The organism is Frigoribacterium sp. CF331, from assembly GCF_057787905.1.
The window spans coordinates 2,113,059-2,127,774 of the sequence record NZ_CM173545.1; the positions used below are offsets into that span (position 1 = coordinate 2,113,059).

15 protein-coding genes are annotated in these 14,716 nt (G+C 69.6%); 9 read left to right on the forward strand and 6 right to left on the reverse strand.

From position 1 onward, the window contains the following. Positions 1–26 precede the first annotated feature (26 nt). Positions 27–3,542, reverse strand: coding sequence for a TIM-barrel domain-containing protein (locus AC3CCI_RS09825; RefSeq protein WP_488627046.1), 3,516 nt, complete (start codon positions 3,540–3,542; stop codon positions 27–29). 121 nt (positions 3,543–3,663) lie between these two features. Beyond that, positions 3,664–4,521 carry an NmrA family NAD(P)-binding protein gene (locus AC3CCI_RS09830; protein WP_488627047.1) on the reverse strand — a complete coding sequence of 286 codons (858 nt, stop codon included), beginning with the start codon at positions 4,519–4,521 and terminating at the stop codon, positions 3,664–3,666. Between the two features lie 103 nt (positions 4,522–4,624). On the opposite strand from AC3CCI_RS09830, the gene AC3CCI_RS09835 reads away from it, so the two are divergent. The 5 genes from AC3CCI_RS09835 (at position 4,625) to AC3CCI_RS09855 (ending at position 7,716) form a co-directional block, all read left to right on the forward strand. Further along, positions 4,625–5,341 carry a TetR/AcrR family transcriptional regulator gene (locus AC3CCI_RS09835; RefSeq protein WP_488627048.1) on the forward strand — a complete coding sequence of 239 codons (717 nt, stop codon included), beginning with the start codon at positions 4,625–4,627 and terminating at the stop codon, positions 5,339–5,341. Positions 5,342–5,553: 212 nt separating this feature from the next. Then, the gene (locus AC3CCI_RS09840) at positions 5,554–6,126 is read left to right on the forward strand and encodes a recombinase family protein (RefSeq protein WP_488627049.1); all 573 of its coding nucleotides are present in this window, start codon (positions 5,554–5,556) and stop codon (positions 6,124–6,126) included. Next, positions 6,119–6,505, forward strand: coding sequence for a hypothetical protein (locus AC3CCI_RS09845; RefSeq protein WP_488627050.1), 387 nt, complete (start codon positions 6,119–6,121; stop codon positions 6,503–6,505). Before AC3CCI_RS09840 ends, AC3CCI_RS09845 begins: the two co-directional genes overlap by 8 nt. A gap of 373 nt (positions 6,506–6,878) precedes the next feature. Then, positions 6,879–7,208, forward strand: coding sequence for a hypothetical protein (locus AC3CCI_RS09850; protein ID WP_488627051.1), 330 nt, complete (start codon positions 6,879–6,881; stop codon positions 7,206–7,208). Positions 7,209–7,449: 241 nt separating this feature from the next. Then, a complete protein-coding gene (locus AC3CCI_RS09855) occupies positions 7,450–7,716 on the forward strand; it encodes a hypothetical protein (protein WP_488627052.1) in 267 nt (88 codons plus the stop codon). Between the two features lie 53 nt (positions 7,717–7,769). Here the strand turns inward: AC3CCI_RS09855 and AC3CCI_RS09860 are convergent, their stop codons facing one another. Continuing rightward, entirely contained in the window at positions 7,770–8,651 is an 882-nt protein-coding gene (locus tag AC3CCI_RS09860) for an NAD-dependent epimerase/dehydratase family protein (protein ID WP_488627053.1), read from the reverse strand. Between the two features lie 100 nt (positions 8,652–8,751). Here AC3CCI_RS09860 and AC3CCI_RS09865 point away from each other — a divergent pair, with 100 nt between their 5' ends. Next, a complete protein-coding gene (locus AC3CCI_RS09865; protein WP_488627054.1) occupies positions 8,752–9,330 on the forward strand; it encodes a TetR/AcrR family transcriptional regulator in 579 nt (192 codons plus the stop codon). Positions 9,331–9,483: 153 nt separating this feature from the next. On the opposite strand, the gene AC3CCI_RS09870 is transcribed toward AC3CCI_RS09865, so the two are convergent. Both AC3CCI_RS09870 and AC3CCI_RS09875 read right to left on the reverse strand, forming a co-directional pair. After that, positions 9,484–10,263, reverse strand: coding sequence for an SDR family NAD(P)-dependent oxidoreductase (locus tag AC3CCI_RS09870; protein WP_488627055.1), 780 nt, complete (start codon positions 10,261–10,263; stop codon positions 9,484–9,486). A 117-nt stretch (positions 10,264–10,380) separates the two neighbouring features. Continuing rightward, on the reverse strand, positions 10,381–11,160 hold the full coding sequence (locus AC3CCI_RS09875; protein ID WP_488627056.1) for an oxidoreductase: 780 nt from the start codon (positions 11,158–11,160) through the stop codon (positions 10,381–10,383). Between the two features lie 55 nt (positions 11,161–11,215). On the opposite strand from AC3CCI_RS09875, the gene AC3CCI_RS09880 reads away from it, so the two are divergent. Together AC3CCI_RS09880 and AC3CCI_RS09885 are read left to right on the forward strand one after the other, a co-directional pair. Next, positions 11,216–11,812, forward strand: a complete 597-nt coding sequence (locus AC3CCI_RS09880; protein WP_488627057.1) for a TetR/AcrR family transcriptional regulator — start codon at positions 11,216–11,218, stop codon at positions 11,810–11,812. 284 nt (positions 11,813–12,096) lie between these two features. After that, positions 12,097–12,840, forward strand: coding sequence for an alpha/beta hydrolase (locus AC3CCI_RS09885; RefSeq protein WP_488628683.1), 744 nt, complete (start codon positions 12,097–12,099; stop codon positions 12,838–12,840). Positions 12,841–13,148: 308 nt separating this feature from the next. Here the strand turns inward: AC3CCI_RS09885 and AC3CCI_RS09890 are convergent, their stop codons facing one another. Then, positions 13,149–13,748: a TetR/AcrR family transcriptional regulator gene (locus tag AC3CCI_RS09890; protein ID WP_488627058.1), complete on the reverse strand. Its 600-nt coding sequence runs from the start codon at positions 13,746–13,748 to the stop codon at positions 13,149–13,151. A 77-nt stretch (positions 13,749–13,825) separates the two neighbouring features. Between AC3CCI_RS09890 and AC3CCI_RS09895 the strand changes: the two genes are divergently transcribed. Beyond that, positions 13,826–14,569 (forward strand): SDR family NAD(P)-dependent oxidoreductase, encoded by a 744-nt coding sequence (locus AC3CCI_RS09895; protein ID WP_488627059.1) that lies wholly within the window; start codon positions 13,826–13,828, stop codon positions 14,567–14,569. Positions 14,570–14,716: the final 147 nt, after the last annotated feature.

The following is a 14,716-nucleotide window of genomic DNA, read 5'->3' on the forward strand; positions in this document are numbered from 1 at the left end:
GCGCCGCGCCTCCTTCGTCCTCGCGGTCACTCGGCAGGGCGGCGTCGTCGCCACAGCAGGAGCCCTCCGGCGAGCACGAGGCCGAGGGCGACCAGGCCGAGGGGGACGACGTCGGCGCCGGTGAAGGCCAGGGGGCCGCCGGACGAGGGGTCGGTCGGCCGGTCGGCCGCCGGGGTGGTCCCGTCGCCGCCGCCGGTGCCGCCGTCACCCGTCCCCGGCACCGTGGCGGTCGGGGGAGCGGACGGAGTCGCGCCGTCGCCCGGCGTCGGTGCCGGTGTCGGGTCGACGGCCGCGACGGAGGAGAACTCGACGGTGGTGCCCGCCGAGACCGCCCTGGCGGTGGTGGGCACCGAGATCGTGCGGGTCGCGGCGTCGTACGTCCAGTCCGTCGCGGCGAGGGGTGCGCCGTCGACGAGGACGCTCGCCGGCTCGTCCGCGTCCGTGAAGGTCGCCGTCCACGTTCGGTCGGTGACCTGGCCGTCGAAGCTGCCGTCGGCCGGCGCGATCTCGAGCAGGCCCCCGGTGGGTCGCTGCGTGTACGTGACGGCCGTGCTCGCCGAGGCGGTCGCCGAGGTGCCGGCGTCCTCGTACAGCGAGAAGGCGCCGTCGGCCCCGGTGGCCACGGTCAGGGTCACGGCGTCGAGCGGCGCCGAGCCGTCGTTCGCGACGTGCTCGGAGCGGGTCGGCACGATGCCGCCGCTCCGGACGAAGACGGGCATCGCCGTCAGGTCGGTCGTCACGTCGGCCGTGGTGCCGCCGGCGTAGGTCGTGCCCGTGAACCAGTCGGTCCACGAGCTTCCGGCGGGGAACCAGACCGACGTCGTCGCGGTGCCCGCGTCGCCGTTCGGGGTCGTCACGGGTGCCACCAGCACGTCGGGACCGTACAGGTACTCCGAGCCGGCGGCCGAGTACGCCTGCTGCTGGTCGGCGTACTGCAGGTACAGCGGCTGGACGATCGGGGTGCCCGTCGCGGTCGCCTCGGCGGCGAGCGTGTAGGTGAACGGCAGCAGGTCCTCGCGCAGGTTCAGGAACTGCGTCGCGGACTCGTCCGCCGCGGCCGGGTACTGCCAGGGCAGCCGGTCGCTGTGGTTGCTGTGCAGGCGGTCGACGGGCTGGAAGGTGCCCAGCTGCACCCACCGGGCGTAGAGGTCCTCGGGCAGTTGCGTCGTCCCGGGCTCGGCGCCCGTGATGCCGTACTGGGCCCCGTTGTGTCCACCGATGTCGTGGCTGATCGACGCGAGGCCGGTCGCCGCCGACTCGCCCGGGGTGTAGCCGACCTGGGTCTTCAGCATCTGCCACGACGAGGTCGTGTCACCCGTGAAGTGCAGGGTGGTCCGCTTGTCGGCCCACGGCCCGGTCGAGACGGGCTGGGGGTTGCCGTAGCCGCCGGCGGTCAGCGAGCCGTACGCCCGCGAGAACGCGAACCCCCGGCCGTCGTTCGCCGCGTCGGTCTGGCCGGCGTACTGCTGGTTGATGAACGCGTCGGGGGTGACGCCGTTGGCCGAGTAGCGCGAGTTCTCGCTGCAGCACCAGTCGAGCCACCAGTTGTCGACGCCCTGGGCCTGCGTGTCGTCGTGCAGGTCGAAGTAGGCGCGCAGCTGGTCGGGATCCGACCAGTCGAAGAGCCAGCGGTCGCCGTCACCCTTGGTGAGTTTGCCGCCGGCGGTGGCCTGCGCCTGGGCGAACTTCGGGTCGCTGCCCGAGATGGAGGGGTGGATGTTGAGGGTGTTGTGGATGCCCTCGTCGTGCCACTCGGCGAGCAGGGCCCGCATGTCGGGGATGCGGGCCGGGTCGACGCTCCATCCGTCCCACTTGCTGTCGTCGACGTTCGTCGTGCTGCCGATCTTGTAGTCGGTGTCGATCGCCATGACGTCGACCGGCACGCCCCTCGTGCGGAACTCCTGGGCGATGGCCTCGTAGTCCGCCTGCGACCGGTCGTAGTACTCGCTGTACCAGACCCCGTACGCCCAGCGCGGCAGCAGCTTCGTCGGCCCGGTCAGGGTCGAGAGGTCGGCCAGGCCCGTCCGGTAGTCGGACCCGTAGCCGAAGACGTAGCCGTCCTGCATCGCCGTCCCCGCGCGGTCGGGGCGGGGGGTGACCACGTCGGCCGCCTGGTCGTACAGGGCCGAGTCGGTGTCGTCGAGCAGCGACCAGCCGTCCTGGTAGAGCAGGCCGGGGTTGGTCGCGACGTCGCCGTTCGCGGTGTCGAGGTCGCGTCGGTAGCCGCCGAGCGCGGCGTGCGGCGCCAGCGTCGGGCTGTCGGCGGTGACGGCCGCGACGGTGTCGACGTTGACGTTGCAGTTGCCCGCGGTCGTCGGGCAGTCGAGCTGGAGGTCGTTCGCCCCGGCGCCCAGGTGGACGGGCAGGCTCACGGTGTCCCAGTGGTCCCACCCGCTCGTGGGCGGCAGCGCCGCCGTGTCGGTCCCGGCGTCGGTCGACAGGGTCGGCGTGCCGGTGCCGCCGTTGGCGTAGCGGACCTGGAGGCGGTAGTCGCCTTCCGCGGGCACGTCGACCAGGTGGGTGGTCAGGGCTGCGCCGTCGCTCCACAGGCCTGCGGCGAAGGCGTCGCCGGAGGCGCCGTTGTGGTCGGTCGCCCGGGTGGCGGTGCCGGTCTTGCCGGCGTCCTCCGCCTCGCAGATCTCGCCGAAGGGGCAGTCCGCGCCCGCGGTCGTCACGGCGGGTGCCGGGTAGGCGGCTCCCGGCGTGGTGAGGGCGAAGCTGTCGACGTTCACCTGGCCGGAGTCGTCGGCACTCCGCTCGATCCGGATGCTGTGGGGCCCGGCGGAGAGGTCGAGACCCGCCGTCGTGGTGCGCCAGTCGTCCCAGCCGGTGCCGGGGGCGAAGCTCAGGGGCACGGCCGGTCCGTCGTCGACCACGACGCTCAGCGAGCGGGTCGTGACCTGGCCGTCGCCGCCCTGCGAGTTCGCGTAGCGGAGGGTCAGGTCGAGTGGCCCCGCGGTCGAGACCGTGGTGTCGAACTGCAGGGCGGCGCCCACGGCCTCGTAGCCGCCGACGAAGGCCGTCCCGGTGAAGCCGGTGTGGTTCGTCGCGGGGGCGATGCCCTCGAGCCCGGCGTCCTCGGCCTCGCACAGCACGCCGACCGCGCACGAGGGCACCTCGGCGGACGTCCACGGCGAACCGGTGACGTCCTGGCCCGTGTCGGTCGTCAGGGCGACGGACAGGTTCTCGCTCGTGAAGGCACCGGTGCCCTCGCGGTAGCGGACGACCATCTTGCCGGTGTCGATCGTCAGCCAGCCGTCGGCTCGGGTCTGGCTGAACGGGGTGGGGCCGAAGTCGTCGCGGCCGACGACGGTGAAGGTGCCGCGGTCGGTGAAGCGACCGTCACCGGCGTACTCCGTGCGGATCAGCGTGGGCGAGAGCACCTCGAAGCGAGCCTCACCCGACACCACCGCCCGCCCGGCCGCGTCGTCGGCCTGGGCCGGCACCGCCGCGAACCCGATCGCCCCCACCGCGGTGAGGGCGGCCAGTGCGGTCGCGAGGAGTCGCGACCTCCGGGTCCGGTTCGCAGCGGTCGGGCGCATGTGTTCTCCTCAGGGACGTCATCGTCTGGCGAGTTGCTTCGTGCAGCCTATGCAATTTCCATGAGCACCGACAGGCGGGCGATCGCGGCTGGGTGTGTCGACGCCACCCGCGCGGCACGTCTCAGGCGGGGCGATCACCGCTCAGCACATCGCGCACCGACCGGGGTTCGCGACCCAGCAATTCGCCGAGCAGCGGATCGGTGCCGGCGAAGAAGCCGCCGGCCGCCGCCTGGTACATGCCGAGCACGAACCGGGCCGTCGTCTCGGGGCGACCCGCGGCGACCTCCCGCGCGACCCACTCGTCCTCGCCGACGACCTCGGTCGCGACCGGTCGGCCTGCCACCTCGGCCGCGATCGAGGCGATCTCGGTGAAGGTGGGTGCGTCGGCTGCGGTGAGGGTCGTCGGCCCCTCGAACGCCCTGTCGGACAGCAGGATGCGGGCTGCGGCTTCGGCGGCGTCCTCTCGGGCCGTCCATGACACCGGCCCGTCGGCCGGGACGGTGATGACGCCCGTCTCGCGCCAGTCCCCGAGCAACCAGCTGAGGCTGTGGGCGTAGAAGCCGTTGCGCAGCGACGTCCAGGCGAGTCCCGAGTCCGCGAGCAGCGCCTCCGTGGCGGCGTGGTCGCGGCCCGGCCCGAAGGGCGTGTCGGGCGCCGCCCCCTGGTGGCTCGTGTAGAGGACCCGGCCGACGCCCGCGGCGGCGGCGGCCTCGACGGCGCTGCGGTGCAGGGCGACGGCGTCGGCGTGCGGGTCGTTCGACGAGACGAGGAGGAGCTGGTCGGCTCCCGCGAACGCGGCGGGGAGGGACGCCGGGTCGGCGTAGTCGCCCGTCCGCACCTCGACGCCGCGGTCGGCGAGCCCGCGGGCCTTCGACGCGTCGCGGACGACGACGGCGAGGTCGGAGGTGGGAAGCGCCTCGAGGAGGTGCTCGACGGTGGAGCCGTTCAGGGCGCCGGTGGCGCCGGTGACGATGATCATGGGGGTGAGCCTCTCGAGGGATCGCGGACCTGTTATCGGCGGTACTGACAATACGGTAGCGCTGGAATCACAGCGATAGCAAGAGGTCGCTATCGTTGATCTCGTGACCGATGCCACCGTTTCCCCCGACACCCGCACCCGCATCGTCGACGTCGCCGCGGGCCTCCTCCGCGACGACGGCCCCGCTGCTGTCACGACGCGGGGCGTGGCGCAGGCGGCCGGGGTGCAGGCGCCGGCGATCTACCGGCTCTTCGGCGACAAGGAGGGACTGCTCGAGGCGGTGGCCGAACACGTCATGTCGTCGTTCGTTGCGGCCAAGGCGTCGGTCGTCGAGGCCGCCACCGAGGCGGACGTCGACCCGGTCGACGACCTCCGCGACGGGTGGCGCAGCCAGGTCGCGTTCGGCCTCGACAACCCGGCTCTCTTCACGTTGCTCAGCGACCCCAACCGCGTCGCGGGCTCATCCGCCGCACGCCGAGGCAGGGCGGTGCTCGAGGCTCGCGTCCACCGGGTGGCGGCGGCCGGCCGTCTGAGGGTCTCCGAGCAGCGTGCCGTCGGGCTCGTCCAGACCTCGGGGGTGGGGGTGATCACGACGCTGCTCGGGACGCCGGTCGACGACCGCGACCCGGGGCTCGCCGAGGCGGCCCTCGAGGGGCTCCTCGCGCAGATCCTCACCGACGCGCCCGTCGCCGACCGGACGGGGCACCTGGCGACGGTCGTCGCGTTCCGAGCCGTCGCCCCCGAACTCGACCAGCTGACCGGTCCGGAGCGCCGACTGCTCGGCGAGTGGCTCGACCGGGTCGTCGACGACCGGCGCTGACGCCCGGCGGTCGGCACGGGTGCCGCATCTGGCGGAAAGCGGTTGTGCTGAAGGGCTGATGAAGTCGTGGCCGATTGACGGTCGTTCATCGGGACACCATTTCGGATACGTTCTCGCCCCCCCGAGGTCAATTGGGGCCTGGCCTGCGGATTCGCGTATGCCTGTCCCGCAAAAATGCCCGGTGACGGGGGTCTAAACGCTACAGTCGTCGCATGCTCATCGGATACGCCCGCGTCTCAACGTCCGGACAGGATCTCGCAGCACAGCGCGACGGGCTTGCAGCGCTAGGTGTTGACGATCAACACGTGCATGTTGACCACGGCCTGTCGGGTACAACTCGAGCCAGGCCGGGCCTCCGCGAGGCCCTCGCTGCGTGCCGTGCCGGCGACGTTCTGGTCGTGACGAAGCTCGACCGGCTCGCTCGGTCACTTCGCGACGCGACGGACATCGCGGACGAGCTGACGAAGAAGGGCGTCGCCCTCAATCTTGGGGGAGCGGTCTATGACCCCACCGACCCGGTCGGCCGGCTCCTGTTCAATGTCCTCGGCATGGTCGCCGAGTTCGAGGCCGACCTCATCCGTGCCCGAACCCGGGAGGGCATGGCGATCGCGAAGGCCGCCGGCAAGCTCCGCGGCCGCAAGCCCAAACTGACTGCCTCGCAGGAGAAGCACCTCGTGCAGCTGCACCGCACTGGCGAGCACACGACGAGCGAGATCGCGGAACTGTTCGGGGTCGCCCGTTCGACTGTTTATCGTGCGATCCAACGAGGGAACAATCATGAATGAGTATCAGGGCCGGGCTGATTCCGACTTAGTCCATGTCGAGCTGACGGACTACGAGCGGCGAGTCCTCCAGCAAGGGCTCTTCCAGTGGGGTGGCCCGGCGAGTCTGAAAGACCCGATGGCCATCGCGATGGGTTTCGCGAGCAAGGCCGACTTCTTCGTTGAAGCCAAGGAGCTACAGGCTCGTTTGGAGCAAAAGGCTCCGTTGCGCCGAATCGACTGGAAACGGGTTCTCCTCGCCACAGAAATCGTGTTCATGTCCGACGTCGTGGGTGCCGGCTACGAATGGGAGACAGTTACCAGCTTGGACGACGGCGAAACCCTCCGCACCCTTCGTACCCTTCAAGCCCGTCTCATAAAGGCCTACGCCGTGCCCAGGTGACAGGCCTGACCGGTAGGGGATCGGCTAGCGGACCGCCTCGTCGCCTGGAGAGCCCAAGGTCCCAGCGGTGTTCGCGGTCGCGTCACCTGTCCTCCCTCGATCTGCACGGGCCTGCCGACGCTCTCTCGCCTCAGCATCCTGGCGCTTCTGGGTAGGACTCGTTCTGGCAGTCCCGAGGATGGCCATCCCGAGCAGGGCCAGCACGATGATGAGAGCCGCTGGGACGATGACAATCGAGAGCACAGCGCCTCCGAGAAGTAGTGATGTCTGAAGTTAGCGAACTTCGACAGCGTGGTCGAGGCCGAAGGGCGGGGCCCGATAGGGGATCGTCCAGGGAGCTGGGCACAAAGTGGTCCGATACTCGGAGGTGGCCATGAACAAGTACGACCCTCTTCCGGGAAAAACTCAGCGCGGGGTTCGTACTGCTGGTTTGACCATGGCTGCGATGGGCGTGCAGGGGACATTCCTGTACCGAGCCATTTTCGACGTGCCCACCTTTGCCTCGTGGATGCTCTGGCTAGGCGTCTTCGTCGTCCTGCTCGTTGGCTTCATCTACAGAGGCATCAAGGACGCTCGTCTAAACCGGGCAGAACAAGCAGCTTGGAACGAGAAGTTCGAGGAACAGGAACGGCAGAAACGCACCTCATCATCGCGAAAGTCCGAGAAGCGGCTTGGGACAAGCCTGCCCGACGACTGGACCTAGTCAGCCACGACGCCCGATAGGGGATCGTCGACCGGTCTTGTGGACCCAGCCGTGCGGTTCAGGGGCGGCGACGCCACAGGCGTCGGGGATCAGCAAACCACTGGGCCAGCGAGAGTGCGAGGTCGATGAGGTAGGTCCACACAGCTGCACGCTAGCGGCAGTCGGACGAGGAGCTCGTCTTCGTCGCCGTAGCCGATTGCTCATCGACGCAAAGCTGCCACCGCAGTGAGAGGCTGGGTCCATGACCAGCCCTCTTCGTGACGAGGACGACGCTTTCGAAGGCGTCGAGGCTCAAGCGAAGGTGCGCCGATCAGCCCAAGACGCTCGTGACCGCGACACGAACCGGATGATCAAGGTGCAACTCGTGGGAGCGCTTTGGGGCATTTGCTTGCTGGCGCCCACCCTTCTTTTCCCCGCCGGCTGGATTCGATATACATGGATCGTCATCGCAGTCCTCGTCACCTGCGCTGTGGTCATCCGCGTGTACATGCAAGAACGTAAAAAGTGACGAAGGCGAAACAGCGCCCGTAAGACGATGCCTTGTCGGGCGGCCCGCTGGGTCTAGGGCTGGAGGTTCTCCAGGTCGGCGAGAAGGCTGGGGTGTTTCGGCTTCCAGCCGAGCGCCTCTCGCGTGTACGCGCTCGAGGACGGCTGGTCGGCCGCGAAGATCGGTCCGAATGGTCCGAACGTCTCGTCAGGGACTTTCTTCACCGGCAGGCGGAGGCGACGCCCGACGACCGTCGCGATGTCGATCACGGCGTCGCCCTCGTCGGCCACGGCGTGCCACGCGGTCCCGGCAGGCGCCTTCTCGAGCGCGAGCCGGAACAGCACCGCGGCATCACGGGCGTGGACAGCCGGCCAGCGCTGGGTACCGGTGCCGGGATAGCCGGCGACCCCAGCGGCACGGGCCGCCTGCGCCAGCAGACCGGCGAACCCGCCCATGCCGTCTTCGTGGACGGTGCGCGGCATGCGGACCGCGGACGCACGGACGCCGCGTGACGACAGGGCCAGTGCAGCCTCGACCGACAGAGCCCGGCCAGCCACCGGCCCCTCGTGGGGCAGCGGGTCGGACTCGATCGACGACCGACCGGCAGCCGACGGCGTGCCCGAGACGACGACGTATGGCTTGCCGGTGCCGACGAGGGCCTCGCCGAGGGTGCTCATGGCGGTCGCCTCTTCGGCGATGCTGAGCGCCAGGGCATCGGCTGTGCTGTAGTCGCTGCCGAAGGCCAGGCTGATGACGCCGTCCGCCTGCGCAGCGCCTGCCCGGAGCGCGCCGAGGTCAGCGAGGCCGCCCCGGATCGTCGTCGCACCAGCCTTCTCCAGTGCTGCCGCGGAATCCTCCGAGCGAGCCAGTCCGAGGACGGTGTGGCCGTTGGCCAGCAGTTCGGCGACGACGGGCGTGCCGATGGTGCCGGTTCCTCCGGTGACGAATACGTGCATGGGGTGCTCCTCGTGGGTCGGCCGGCCCCCTGATGGGACTCATGTCCCGTCACCGTAGCACTTCTGACGGGACAAGTGTCTCGTCACGTAGGATGGCCTCATGTCCAGATGGGAACCGGGAGCGCGTGAGCGGCTCGTCGTCGCCGCGGTCGACCTCTTCGTCGAGCGCGGCTACGACGACACCACGGTGGCCCAGATCAGCGAGCGGGCCGGGGTCACCAAGAGCACGTTCTTCCGTCACTTCCCGGACAAGCGCGAGCTGCTCGTTGCCGGGCAGGAGAGCCTCAGCAAGCTGTTGGCGGACGGCATCACCGAGGCACCCGCCGACGTGACCCCTCTCGAGGCCGTCGCTGCCGGACTCGAGCGCGCTTCCGCCGAGATGGGGCCACGCAACCGCGCCCTCGGTCCCCGCTTGAAGGCAGCCGTCGCGGCAAGCAGTGAGCTGCAGGAGAGGGATGCGCTCAAGAGTGTCGGCATGGCCGCGGCGATGACGGCCGCCCTCGAGGCTCGCGGAGTGCCCGAGGCGACGGCGCACCTCGCGAGCGAGATGGGCGTGCTGGCGTTCAAGCAGGGATACGCCCGGTGGTCGGACGGCGACGGGTCCGAGGACGCAGGGCTCGCGCCCCATGTGCTTAGAGCACTCGAGGGTCTGCGCAGCGCGGCGGCATCGCTCGCCTGAACCGCTACGGAAAGCCGTTCCCGTTCGGGAGCCGTTCACTACCCCGGGGACACGGCGAGTTCCATGCACGAGCGGGATCTTCGCCGCCTGAGCAGGAGTCCGAACAGATGATCGTCATCAGGCCGGCCGTCGGAGAGCGAAACCCCGTCCTGTCTAGGCGGTGACACCTCCGTCGATGTTGATGACGCTGCCGGTGATGTAGGAGGACTGCTCGGAGGCGAGCCAGGCGACGAGGTTGCCGACCTCGTCGGGTGTGCCGTACCGGCCGAGGGTGGTGAGGGCGGACATGACGGGTGCGAAGTCGCTCGAGGCGGGGTTGCCGTCGGTGTCGATCGGGCCGGGCTGGATCACGTTCACGGTGACCTTGCTGCCGGCGGCGCCCAAGTCTCGGGCGAGGCCCCGGCCGAGGGCGGTGAGCGCGGCCTTGCTCATCCCGTAGACCGTCTGGCCGGGGAACGGGCTGATCTGCGCGCTGAGCGAGCTGATCAGGATGATGCGGCCCTCGTCGCTGATGTGTCGGAGCGCTTCCTGGACGGTGTACGCGGGACCGCGGAGGTTGAGGTCGAGGGTCTTCTCGATGTGCTCGGCGCTGGCGTCCGCGAAGGCTTCGTTCCATGCGGTGGCGGCGTTCGGGACGACGATGTCGAGGCCGCCCAAGATCTCCACTGCGCGCTGGACGCTGCGGACGGCGTCTGCGGCATCGCCGGCGTCTGCGCGGATCGCGTCGGCCTGGCCGCCGGCGTTGCGGATGCCCCGGACGAGCTCGTCGGCGGCGTCGGCAGAGGACCAGTAGGTGATGACGACGGACGCGCCGTCGGCCGCGAGGGCTCGGGCGATGGCCGCGCCGATGCCGCGGGATGCACCGGTGACCAGGGCGCGTCGACCGGCGAGGCGACCGGTGGTGCAGGTGGAGTTGGAGGTGGTGATGTTCATCGGATGCCTTTCGCGGGGCGGTGCCCCGACGTTCTCGTGAGGAGGGAGGCCGGAGGTGCGGGTCGAGCCCTGCACCTCCGGCCGGGAGGTCGTCGGACCGGTCAGGGTCCGGACGTGTCAGAAGGTGGGGAGTTCGCCGCCGTCAACGACGAGGTTCGCGCCGGTGACCCACTGGGCACGGTCGGAGGCCAGGTACGCCACCGCTTCGGCGACGTCGCGCGGATCGCCGGGGCGGCCGAGGGGAACGCCCGCGGTCGTCGCTTCGAGGGGCACCCCCATCGCGTCGGCGATCGTCTGACGCAGAGCGTCGGCGCCCGGGGTGAGGACGTTGCCCGGAGTGACGGTGGTGACCCGGATGCCGGCTGGGGCGAGTTCGGAGGCGAGCGCCTTGCCGTAGGCGGCGAGGGCGGCCTTCGCGGCACCGTAGTGCGCCATCGGGCCCTGCGGGGTGACTGCGGCACCGGAAGAGATGTTGACGACCGCGCTGCCGGCGCCGGCCTCGCGCAGGGCGGGCAAGAGAGCGCCGGTGAGGCGGACGGCGGAAAGGTAATTGAGGTCGAGGGCATCGATCCATTCCTCGTCCGGGATGGACCCGATTCCTCCGAGGTGAGCGCGGGCTGCGCCGGCGTTGTTGACGATGACGTCGACACCGCCGAGGGAATCCAGGGCGGCCGTGGCGAAAGCCTGGACGCCGCCGTTGCTGCTGACGTCGCCTTGGATGAAGGTGGCACCGGATGGGGTCTCGTCGGTGGCGGTTCGCGCGGTGGTCACGACGCTCGCGCCGCCGTCGAGGAAGCGCTGGACGATGGCTGCTCCGATGCCGCGGGAGCCGCCGGTGACGACGACACGCTTTCCGGCGAATTCGGAAGGGTCTGGGGCTGCGTTAGTTCTGAACATACGGTCCACAATACTTGTTCTGGACCGTTTGTCCAGAACGGTGTACTCTCAGTTCATGGCAAGACCGAGGAAGTTCGACGAGAGCGACGTGCTCGACGCCGCCCGTCAGCAGTTCACGGAGACCGGGTACCACGGAACCTCAGTGGATGACCTGTCCCAGGCCACCGGTTTGAGCAAGGGCAGCTTGTACGGGGCGTTCGGCGACAAGCACACCCTGTTTCAGCGCGTCTTCGACGACTACTGCGCAGGGTCTGACGCGATGGCCGCCGCCCGCATCGACGGTCCCGAGGATGAAGCGCTCCTCCGGTTGCGGGCCTGGTTGCACTCACCGGAGATCACGAGTCGTCATGGCTGCCTCCTTGCGAAGGGGACTGCTGAACTCGCCTCCGAGGACGAAGAAATAGCCGCTCGTTCGTTAGCCGCATACGACACCCTGCTCGACAGTTGCCGGCAGCTCGTGCAACAGGCGCAGCGCGCCGGACTCGTCGATCCGGAGGCGGACGCGGCGGCCCTGGGCGGCCTCATCCTGACGACGCACCGTGGTCTGGAAGCACTCGCGAAAGCCGGGGTCGACCCGGCCACCCGGAACCGCATCGCCGACGCAGCGATTGCCAGTATCTCCGTCGACGTCCTCGCTGGAGGCGATCGCTGACGTCGCGAGCGAAACGCTTGGTTGTCCGGTTCACCTTTGTCGGCGGTACGATCCGAGTGCGGTGACCTGTCGGTGTTCGCACGAGGTCGCGGGCTGGTGTTCACGGTTGATCGCTACGGTGAGGCGTGGTCGTTCGTACCTTCCAGCCGCTGTTCTGGTCACTCGCTCAGCTCGGTTCCCGCATCAGGGCCAAGGCGCCTACCGGTCTGACCGCCGGAAGTGAGCGCCTTCCGAATCCGACGACGGAGTACGTTTCCACACGGCATGGCACGGTGCGAGTCCTCGTGCAACGCCCGGGGCCCGGAGCGTCGCGTGGACCAGTGGTGATGCACATGCACGGGGGCGGGTTCGTGAACCGCTACCCGGAGCAGGATCTGCACGTCGCCCGGCACCTCGCCGTCAAGTGCGGCGCGACGGTCGTTTTGCCCGACTATGACACGGCACCCCGGGTGCAGTACCCGGTTGCCGAGGAGCAGATGCTCGACGTCGTCCGGTGGGTACAGAACGTTGACGACCCGAACTGGGACGGTGCTGCCCTCGCGCTGTCCGGGGTCAGTGCGGGAGCGAAGCTGGCGATCAACGTGTGTCAGCAACTGCGCAGAGCCGGCCTCCCCGGCCCTCAAGCCCTCGCGCTCGTCGTCCCCGTCATCGACGTCACTCGAACGGATCGGACCTCGAGCATTCGCCGCCCGGCGATCAGTCCTTTCGTGCAGCGCTTCGTCGGGTGGGCGTACTTCCCGGACGTCGCTCGTCGTCGCGAGCCCCTGGCGTCGCCCCTGTTCGATGACACCCTGGCCAGGGTGCTGCCGCCGACGCTGATCCTCACCGGCTCGAACGACACCCTCGCCCCGGAAGGCGCAGCACTCGCCGCCACGCTCCGAGCCGCGGGCACGCGCGTCGAGTACAACGAGTACCCCGGCGCTGACCACGACTTCATCGCCGGGAGCGACCGACCCGTCATCAGCGACGCGCTGGATCGGATGGCCACGTTCCTGGCAGCGTCCGGCGCGCGGGAGGTGCCTCAGTAGCCCATCGGTCACCGAGATCCCTTTCGGACTGACTTGTCGAGACAGCCGGCGGCCCGTAGCTGCGGGGTAGTGGTTAGCCTCCGTCGTTGATCGGTGACCGATCCTCTATCGGACACCCTTGGCTGGGTCACACGACGAAGCGACCAGGCTTTCGTCCACGCGGCGCTGTCGCGCCGCGACGGCGCAACACCCGTTGGGCAGCTCCTCAACGAAGCATTCGCCACCATCACGCGCTAAGTCGGGGGTGGGTCCAGTAGGCGACGCCCTAGCGGGAACGCGAGCGCACGGCTCTCAAACTGTGGCTTCGGCTACTTGCTGGCCGGTGTTCCCTGCTGGGCAAGGATGCGTCGAGCTGTTCGACCGGCGGCTTGTGCCCAGGGGCGGCTGGGATCGGCTTGCGCACAAGCCATCGCTCCGTCGTACAGCAGGCACAGCTCGAGTGCGTCGAGTTCTGGTTCGTCGACGTCGGCCTCACGGAGGAGTGAGGTGAAGAGCTCGCGCACCCAGGTGCGGTGCGCGAGGGTCACGTCGTGCGAGGGGTGGTCGTGGCCGAACTCGGCCTCGACGTTGATGAACGGGCATCCGCGGTAGCCGGGCTCGTCGAACCACTCCCCGAGGAGGTCGAAGACGGCGACAGCCCTGTCGCCCGGTGTGGTGGCGCGCTTCGGCAACTCGGCCTCGACGTGCTCCTGCCAGGCGTCGCTCCGCCCGACGAGGTAGTTCACGACGAGGTCGTCCTTGGTGCGGAAGTGCGTGTACAGGGACGCCTTCGAGATGCCGGCGTCCTCCGTGATCTGGTCGACTCCGACCGCGTGGACGCCTCTCTCGTAGAAGAGGCGATCCGCCGACGCGACGGCCCGCTGCCTCGCAGGTCGTTTGCGGGTCTGAGGAGCAGGTGCTGCGGTCACACTTGCATTCTGCCTGAACAGCTCTGTACAGTCAACGACACCAACCCGAACAGAACTGTTCAGATAAGGATGTCGTCATGACCACCGACCAGAAGATCGCCCTCGTCACCGGAGCCACCAGCGGGATCGGCCGGTCCACGGCCGAGCAGCTCGCAGCGCGAGACCACCACGTCATCGTCTCTGGACGGGATGCCGAGCGCGGAGACGCTGTCGTGCGGGGCATCCGCGAAGCGGGGGGGAGCGCGGACTTCGTCGCCGCCGACCTCCGCGACGAGGCCGGGGCTCGCGAGCTCGCAGCCCGCGCGATGGAGCTCGGCGGGGGCCGCGTCGACGTCCTCGTCAACAGCGCTGGCATCTTCCCGTTCGGACCGACCGCCGAGACGACCGAGCAGGGCTTCGACGACGTCATGGGCATCAACGTGAAGGCGCCCTACTTCCTCGTCGCCGCCCTCGCTCCGGCGATGGCAGAGCGAGGTGAGGGGGCTGTGGTGAACGTGACGACGATGGTCGCGGAGTTCGGGGCGGCCGGCATGGGCATCTACGGGGCCAGCAAGGCCGCTCTGGTGCTGCTGACGAAGTCGTGGGCCGCGGAGTTCGGTCCGTCGGGGGTGCGCGTGAACGCAGTCAGCCCAGGCCCGACCCGCACCGAGGGGACGGCCGCGATGGGAGAGGCTCTCGACCAGCTCGCAGCGGCCGGCCCGGCCGGACGCCCCGGCACCGCAGCCGAGGTCGCCGAGGCGATCGTGTTCCTCGCCACGGACGCGGCGTCGTTCGTGCACGGCGCCGTCCTGCCCGTCGACGGCGGCCGCATCGCCGTCTGACCGAGATCCCTCCTCCGCTGCAAGTGAGATGTAGCGACGCCGTAGGGCCTGCCGGACTTCCTCGGGGAAAGTGGGCCCCTCGGCCGGCGGTGCCCCGGTAGAGGATCGTTCAGTGGAGCGGCTTGTAGGGCGGAGACGGTGGGGCCG